8 protein-coding genes are annotated in these 6,115 nt (G+C 67.1%); all 8 read left to right on the forward strand.

The genetic code is table 11. From position 1 onward, the window contains the following. Positions 1 to 8: 8 nt before the first annotated feature. Positions 9 to 680: a hypothetical protein gene (locus QM707_RS00955; protein ID WP_415000003.1), complete on the forward strand. Its 672-nt coding sequence runs from the start codon at positions 9 to 11 to the stop codon at positions 678 to 680. 32 nt (positions 681 to 712) lie between these two features. Further along, a complete protein-coding gene (locus QM707_RS00960; protein WP_415000004.1) occupies positions 713 to 1,093 on the forward strand; it encodes a hypothetical protein in 381 nt (126 codons plus the stop codon). 10 nt (positions 1,094 to 1,103) lie between these two features. After that, on the forward strand, positions 1,104 to 1,490 hold the full coding sequence (locus tag QM707_RS00965) for a YybH family protein (protein WP_415000005.1): 387 nt from the start codon (positions 1,104 to 1,106) through the stop codon (positions 1,488 to 1,490). A gap of 108 nt (positions 1,491 to 1,598) precedes the next feature. Continuing rightward, the gene (locus QM707_RS00970) at positions 1,599 to 2,732 is read left to right on the forward strand and encodes a glycosyltransferase family 4 protein (RefSeq protein WP_415000011.1); all 1,134 of its coding nucleotides are present in this window, start codon (positions 1,599 to 1,601) and stop codon (positions 2,730 to 2,732) included. Continuing rightward, positions 2,729 to 3,274 (forward strand): phosphatase PAP2 family protein, encoded by a 546-nt coding sequence (locus tag QM707_RS00975; protein WP_415000006.1) that lies wholly within the window; start codon positions 2,729 to 2,731, stop codon positions 3,272 to 3,274. The genes QM707_RS00970 and QM707_RS00975 overlap by 4 nt, the downstream gene beginning before the upstream one ends. A gap of 81 nt (positions 3,275 to 3,355) precedes the next feature. Then, complete coding sequence (locus tag QM707_RS00980; RefSeq protein ID WP_415000007.1) at positions 3,356 to 4,822, forward strand: M16 family metallopeptidase; 1,467 nt, start codon at positions 3,356 to 3,358, stop codon at positions 4,820 to 4,822. Continuing rightward, on the forward strand, positions 4,777 to 5,640 hold the full coding sequence (locus QM707_RS00985) for a M16 family metallopeptidase (protein WP_415000008.1): 864 nt from the start codon (positions 4,777 to 4,779) through the stop codon (positions 5,638 to 5,640). The genes QM707_RS00980 and QM707_RS00985 overlap by 46 nt, the downstream gene beginning before the upstream one ends. Further along, positions 5,582 to 6,115: M16 family metallopeptidase (locus QM707_RS00990; RefSeq protein ID WP_415000009.1), on the forward strand; the 534-nt coding region annotated here is incomplete at its 3' end. The genes QM707_RS00985 and QM707_RS00990, both read left to right, overlap by 59 nt.

Raw genomic sequence — 6,115 nt, forward strand, 5'->3', positions numbered from 1 at the left:
GTGCCGGAATGAAATCTCTCGTCCTGTCGATCGCGATGCTTCCCGCCGTTGGCGTTTCGGCGATGGATTCCTACAACTGCCGCAACGGATTGTTTCCGGCCCACGAAGGCGATTTCACCCTCGCCCGCGTGGCGTCGACGGCGAAGAAAACGCATTTCCGCGCCGACACCGACGGCTGCCCGCAGGCGTCGCGCTGCATCGAGAAGACATACCTGGTTCCCGGCGACGAAGTCCTGGTCGCGCAACAGGAAGATGGCTGGGCCTGTGCCTGGTATTTCGGCAAGAAACGCGAATTCGTCGGCTACCTGCCGCAACGCGAGCTGCAGGCGGTCGAGACGCCGCTACCTAAACGCGAGGATTGGATCGGCCGCTGGAAACCGATCGCCGGAGACAACGTGATCGAAATCCGCGCCGGCGAAAAGAACCTGCTGCGCATCACCGGCGACGCGACCTGGATCGGCGCGAAGAACGCCGCCGGCGAACCGAACGTGCATGTCGGCCAGTTCGAAGCCACTGGCGTCGCCAAGGGCCGCTACCTTCAGGTTCGCGAAAGCGCCGACGACTACGCCTGCCGGGTCGACATGCAACTCGTGGCCGGCCGCCTGGTCGTGCACGACAACGGATTCTGCGGCGGCGAGAACGTGCGCTTCGACAACGTCTATCGCAAGGCCGGGTCCTGATACCCCGAACAATCCGCAATGAGGAGCGAGGCATGAAGCACCTGATCTCCGCCATGCTGGTGATCGTCGCGATCATCCATCTGCTGCCGGTCATCGGCGCGCTGGGTTCGGACAAGCTGGCGACCCTGTATGGCCTGGATTTTTCCGAACCCAACCTGGCCATCCTGATGCGGCATCGGGCCGTGCTGTTCGGCCTGCTCGGCAGTTTCTTCCTGGTCGCGGCGTTTCGCCCGGCATGGCAGCCCGCGGCCTTCGTCATGGCATTCGCCAGCCTTCTGAGCTTCTGCTATTTCGTCTGGAGCGCGGCGGGACACAACGCCCAGGTGCATCGCGTCATGATCGTCGACGTCGTCGCGATCGTCGCCCTGGTCGTGGCCGTCGTGGCGTGGTGGCTGACGCGAAGCAAGGCCTAGAGTCGCGACGATGCATGCCGACGAAAGGGATATCCGCGAACTGATCGCGCGCTGGATGGAAGCCACGAAGGCCGGCGATCATGCGAGCGTCCTCGACCTGATGAGCGATGACGTAGTCTTCATGGTTCCCGGGCAGGCGCCGTTCGGCAAGACCGAATTCGAAGCCGCCACGCGCCAGCAACAGGCCATGGCGATGCGCTTCGATGGCCATAGCGAGGTATTGGAAGTTCAGCTCCTCGGCGACTGGGCCTTCGCGCGCACGCGACTGCGCGTCGAAGTCCGCATCGGCGACGCGCCGAAAACGAACGCGCGTTCCGGCCATACCCTGTCCATCTTCCGTCGCGACCTCGGACGCTGGCGCCTGGTGCGCGACGCGAACCTGCTCGCGCCCGAATAGCGGGATCCGATTCCCGGCCTGAATCGGGCCTGGCTGTCACAGCTGCGTCATGCCGTCGTCACGCGGCCGGCACATGCCTGCGGCAGTCTGCGCGGCATGACGAAGCCCCTGCATATCGAGCTGGTCAGCGAAACCTACCCGCCGGAGATCAACGGCGTCGCGTTGACGGTGCAATCGCTGGAACAGGGATTGCGCGGGCTCGGCCATCGCGTCGCGCTGGTGCGCACCGAACAGGGCGCGGACTGCGCCTCGGCGCATCCGGACCTGATGCTGGTCGATGGCGCGCCGATTCCGCGCTACCCGGGATTGCGCTTCGGCCTGCCCGCCGGTCGCCGCCTTTGCTCGCGCTGGACTGCGCAACGACCCGATGCGGTCTATATCGCCACGGAAGGCCCGTTGGGTTGGTCGGCACTGCGCGCGGCGCGGCGATTGGGCATTCCCGTCGCGACCGGCTTCCACACGCGCTTCGACGATTACGTCGGTCGCTACGGCGCCGGTTTCCTCGCACCCTGGGTCTTCGCCTGGTTGCGCCGCTTCCACAACCGCGGCGATGCGACCCTGGTGCCGACGCTGGAGTTGCGACAGCAGTTGCAGGCGCAGGGTTTCCAGCGCGTGCAGCGGCTCGGGCGCGCGGTGGATACCCGGCAGTTCCATCCGGGATGGCGCGATGCCGGCCTGCGCGCTCACTGGGGCCTGGCGGACGACGATCTCTCCGTGCTCAGCGTCGGTCGCCTGGCGCCGGAAAAAAACCTGCAACTCACCGTGCGCGCTTTCCGCGCCCTGCAGCAGGAACGACCGCGCGCGCGGCTGGTTTTCGTCGGCGACGGCCCGCATCGGGAGGAACTGCGTGCGATGGTGCCGGACGCGGTCTTCAGCGGCATGCAGCGCGGCGACGAACTCTCGCGCCACTACGCCAGCGCCGACCTTTTCCTGTTTCCGAGCCTGTCGGAAACCTTCGGCAACGTGACGCTCGAAGCCATGGCCTCGGGCCTGGCGACGGTCGCATTCGACTACGGCGCCACGCGCGAACACCTGCGCGACGGCGAGCATGGCGCTGCGGTGGCCTTCGGCGACGAAGCCGCCTTCATCGCCGCGACGCTGCGGGTCGGCACGCAGGCCTCGTTGTACCGCCTCGGCGAATCGGCGCGCACGGCCGTGCAGCACCTGCATCCGGAATCGGTGGCGCGCGAGTTCGCTTCGCTGCTCGCCGCTCTTGCGGCCTTGCCGAGCAAGGCGGCATGAGCACCGTCGCCGCCCGACTGAGCGAACGCGAGCAGGCCTGGTGCCGGGCGGCGAATCGCTGGGGTGCGCGCCGCGCGGTATGCGCCTATTTCCGTTTCGTCAGCCGGCTCGGCGACGGCGCGTTCTGGTATGCACTGATGGCCCTGGTGGCCTTCGTGGACGAATGGCGCGGACTCGGCGCCGCCGCGCATCTGGCCGCGACCGGCGGCATCGCGGCGATCCTGTATCGTCAGCTCAAGCGCTGGACGAAACGTCCCCGCCCCTTCGCGACCGACGCGCGCATCCAGGCCTGGATCGCACCGCTGGACGAATTCAGCTTCCCCTCGGGCCATACCTTGCACGCGGTGTCCTTCAGCCTGGTTGCGCTCGCCTACTACCCGATGCTGGCCTGGCTGCTGCTGCCGTTCGCGCTCAGCGTCGCGGTCTCGCGCGTGGTGCTCGGCATGCACTATCCGAGCGACGTGCTGGCCGCTGCCGCGATCGGCACCGGTCTGGCTTCGTTGTCGCTGTGGCTGGTGCCCGGCGCCAGCCTGCTCGGCTGAGCCGCCCGCCCCAACCATCCGCACTGGCCTTCCGGCCGTCCACTCCCGTAGATTCGGCGCTTCCTTCTGCGGAGCCCGACGATGCGCCCGAATGTCCTGACGCTTGCCCTCGCCCTGGCGCTCGCGCCCAGTCTGTCGCCCGCGACGCCGCCCGTCGCCGCCTCGACCGGCCCCAGTGCGCAGCAGCTGGCGATCAAGCACGAAAAGATCGTGCTGCCGAACGGCCTGACCGTGCTGGTGCACGAGGACCATAGCGTGCCGCTGGTGGCGGTGAATCTCTGGTACCACGTCGGCTCTCGCGACGAAAAGCGCGGCCGCACCGGCTTCGCGCACCTGTTCGAGCATTTCTTCTTCAACGGCAGCGAGAACTATCCGCACGGCTTCCGCGAAGCCATGGACGACCTCGGTGCCAACAACCGCAATGGCACCACGAGCACCGACCGCACCAATTTCTTCGAGGACGTGCCGGTCTCGGCGCTGGAACGCACGCTGTACCTGGAGGCCGACCGCATGGGCTTCCTGGCCGGCAACATCAACGAGGCGATGCTCGAACGCGAACGCGGCGTCGTGCAGAACGAGAAGCGCCAGGGCGAGAACCAGCCTTATGGCCGCGTCTGGGATCGCGTCTCGGAGCTGATGTATCCGACCTCGCACCCCTACAGCTGGTCGACGATCGGCAGCATGGAAGATCTCAACGCGGCCAAGCTCGACGATATCAAGCAGTGGTACGCGACCTACTACGGCCCGAACAATGCCGTGCTGTCGCTGGCTGGCGACATCACGCCGGAGCAGGCGCGCGCGTTGGCGATGAAGTATTTCGGCCCGATCCCGGCCGGCCCGCCGCTGCCGCGGCTGAAAGCCTGGGTGCCGGAACTCACCGGCAACATCCGCGACACTTTGCAGGACCGCGTGCCGCAGGCGCGCATCTATCGCGTCTGGCACCTGCCGCCCGCCGGCGACAGGACTACGCATGCGATGGAACTGTTCGCCAGCGTGCTGTCGGGCAGCGAGAGCTCGCCGCTGGATCGTTCACTCGTGTTCGACAAGAAACTGGCCACCAGCGTTAGCGCGGGCGTCGATGTCTCCGAACTCGGCGGCATGTTCTACGTGACGGTAACGTCAAGCCCGATGCCGAGTCGCCGCCGCCGAGCGCGAGATGGATGCGGTGATCGCGCGCGAATTCGCCCGCATTCCCGGTGCCGCCGAACTGGCCGCGCCCGCACCGTCTACCTCGCCGACTTCGCCCGCAATACCGAACGCCTCGGCGGTTTCGGCGGCCGCTCCGACGTGCTGGCCGAAAGCGTGACGTATTTCGGCGCCCGAACGTCTACATGCGCCGCTGGAGGAGATCGAATCCCTGCCCGGCGCCGACGTGAAATCGGCTGCCGCCAGTGGCTGGCCAAGCATTACCTGACGATGACGGTGATGCCGTTCCGGAATTCAGTTCCGGCAAGTACAGCTTCGACCGCAAGCATCTGCCGGCGCTCGGCGATCCGCCGAAGGTGGCTTTCCCGCAAGTGCAACGCGCGACGCTGTCGAACGGACTGAAAGTCGTGCTGCTCGAACGCCATAGCGTGCCGCTGGTGAATGTGGTGCTGGTCGATGCCGGCGCCGCGGCCGATCCGGCCGACGCCGCCGGCACGGCGCGCTTCGCCCTCGATCTGCTGCTGAAGGGCACGAAGACGCGCGATGCCTTCCAGCTCGCCGACCAGCGCGATGCGCTCGGCGCGCAGCTCGGCGTCGGCAATTCGCTCGACCTGTCCTTCGTGACGATGAGCGCGTTGCGCGCGAACCTGTCCGGCTCGCTCGACCTGCTCGCCGACGTCGCGCGCAACCCTGCCTTCCCGGCCGACATGGTCGAGATCCAGCGCAAGCAGCAGCTCGCCGCGATCGGCCAGCAGAAGGCGAATCCGACCAGCGCTTCGCAACGCGTGCTGCCGGGCCTGCTGTACGGCCCCGGACATGCCTATGCTTCACCGGGCGGCGGCCTGGGCCGCGAGTCCGTCGTGCAGTCGCTGTCGCAGCAAGCGTTGGCGTCGTGGCACTCCAGTTGGTTCAAGCCGGGCAGCGCGACCCTCATCGTCGCCGGCGACGTCACGATGGCGCAGCTGATGCCCGAACTCGAACGCAGCTTCGGCACCTGGGCCGCCGGCAGTGCGCCGGCGAAAACACTGACCACGGCGCAGTCGCCCGGTCGCGGCAAGGTCTACCTGATCGACAAGCCGGGTGCGCCGCAGTCCGTCATCGTCGCCCGCGCATCTCGCGCCCGCGTCCGGTACGCCGGACGATCTCGCGCTGGAAACCGTCATGCGCAATTTCGGCGGCATGGCGACCTCGCGAATGAATCGCAACCTGCGCCTGGATAAGCACTGGTCCTACGGCACGTCCGGCGGACTCAGCGCCGCGCGCGGGCCACGCAGCTTCGTCGTCACCGCCCCGGTGCAGACCGACAAGACGAAGGAATCGATGGTCGAAGTGCTGAAGGAGATCCGCGGCGTCGCCGGTGCGCGTCCGCTGGCCGGCGAGGAGTACCAGTCGATCATGCGCAGCCAGTCCTCGCGTCTGGCCGGGCGCTTCGAGACGATCGATTCGCTCGTCGCCGCCGCGACCGATATCGTCAACACCGGCCGCGCGCCGGAATACTACTACGACTACACGGCCAACCTGAAAGCACTGTCGCCGGAGGCGCTCAACGCCGCTGCCGCGAAAGTCATCAAGCCGGAGGAGCTCACCTGGATCGTGATCGGCGATCTGAAGAAGGTCGAAGCCGGCGTACGTGAGCTGAACTATGGCGAGGCCGTACGTCTGCAGAGGTGCTGTCTCCCCTGTAACCTTGATGCG

The organism is Arenimonas sp. (assembly GCF_047602345.1).
In the GTDB taxonomy this organism is placed as follows: Bacteria; Pseudomonadota; Gammaproteobacteria; order Xanthomonadales; family Xanthomonadaceae; genus Arenimonas.

Coding starts and splice junctions, on each gene's coding strand:
- QM707_RS00955 (WP_415000003.1), top strand. CDS start 9: ATGAAATCTCTCGTCCTGTCGATCGCGATGCTTCCCGCCGTTGGCGTT.
- QM707_RS00960 (WP_415000004.1), top strand. CDS start 713: ATGAAGCACCTGATCTCCGCCATGCTGGTGATCGTCGCGATCATCCAT.
- QM707_RS00965 (WP_415000005.1), top strand. CDS start 1,104: ATGCATGCCGACGAAAGGGATATCCGCGAACTGATCGCGCGCTGGATG.
- QM707_RS00975 (WP_415000006.1), top strand. CDS start 2,729: ATGAGCACCGTCGCCGCCCGACTGAGCGAACGCGAGCAGGCCTGGTGC.
- QM707_RS00980 (WP_415000007.1), top strand. CDS start 3,356: ATGCGCCCGAATGTCCTGACGCTTGCCCTCGCCCTGGCGCTCGCGCCC.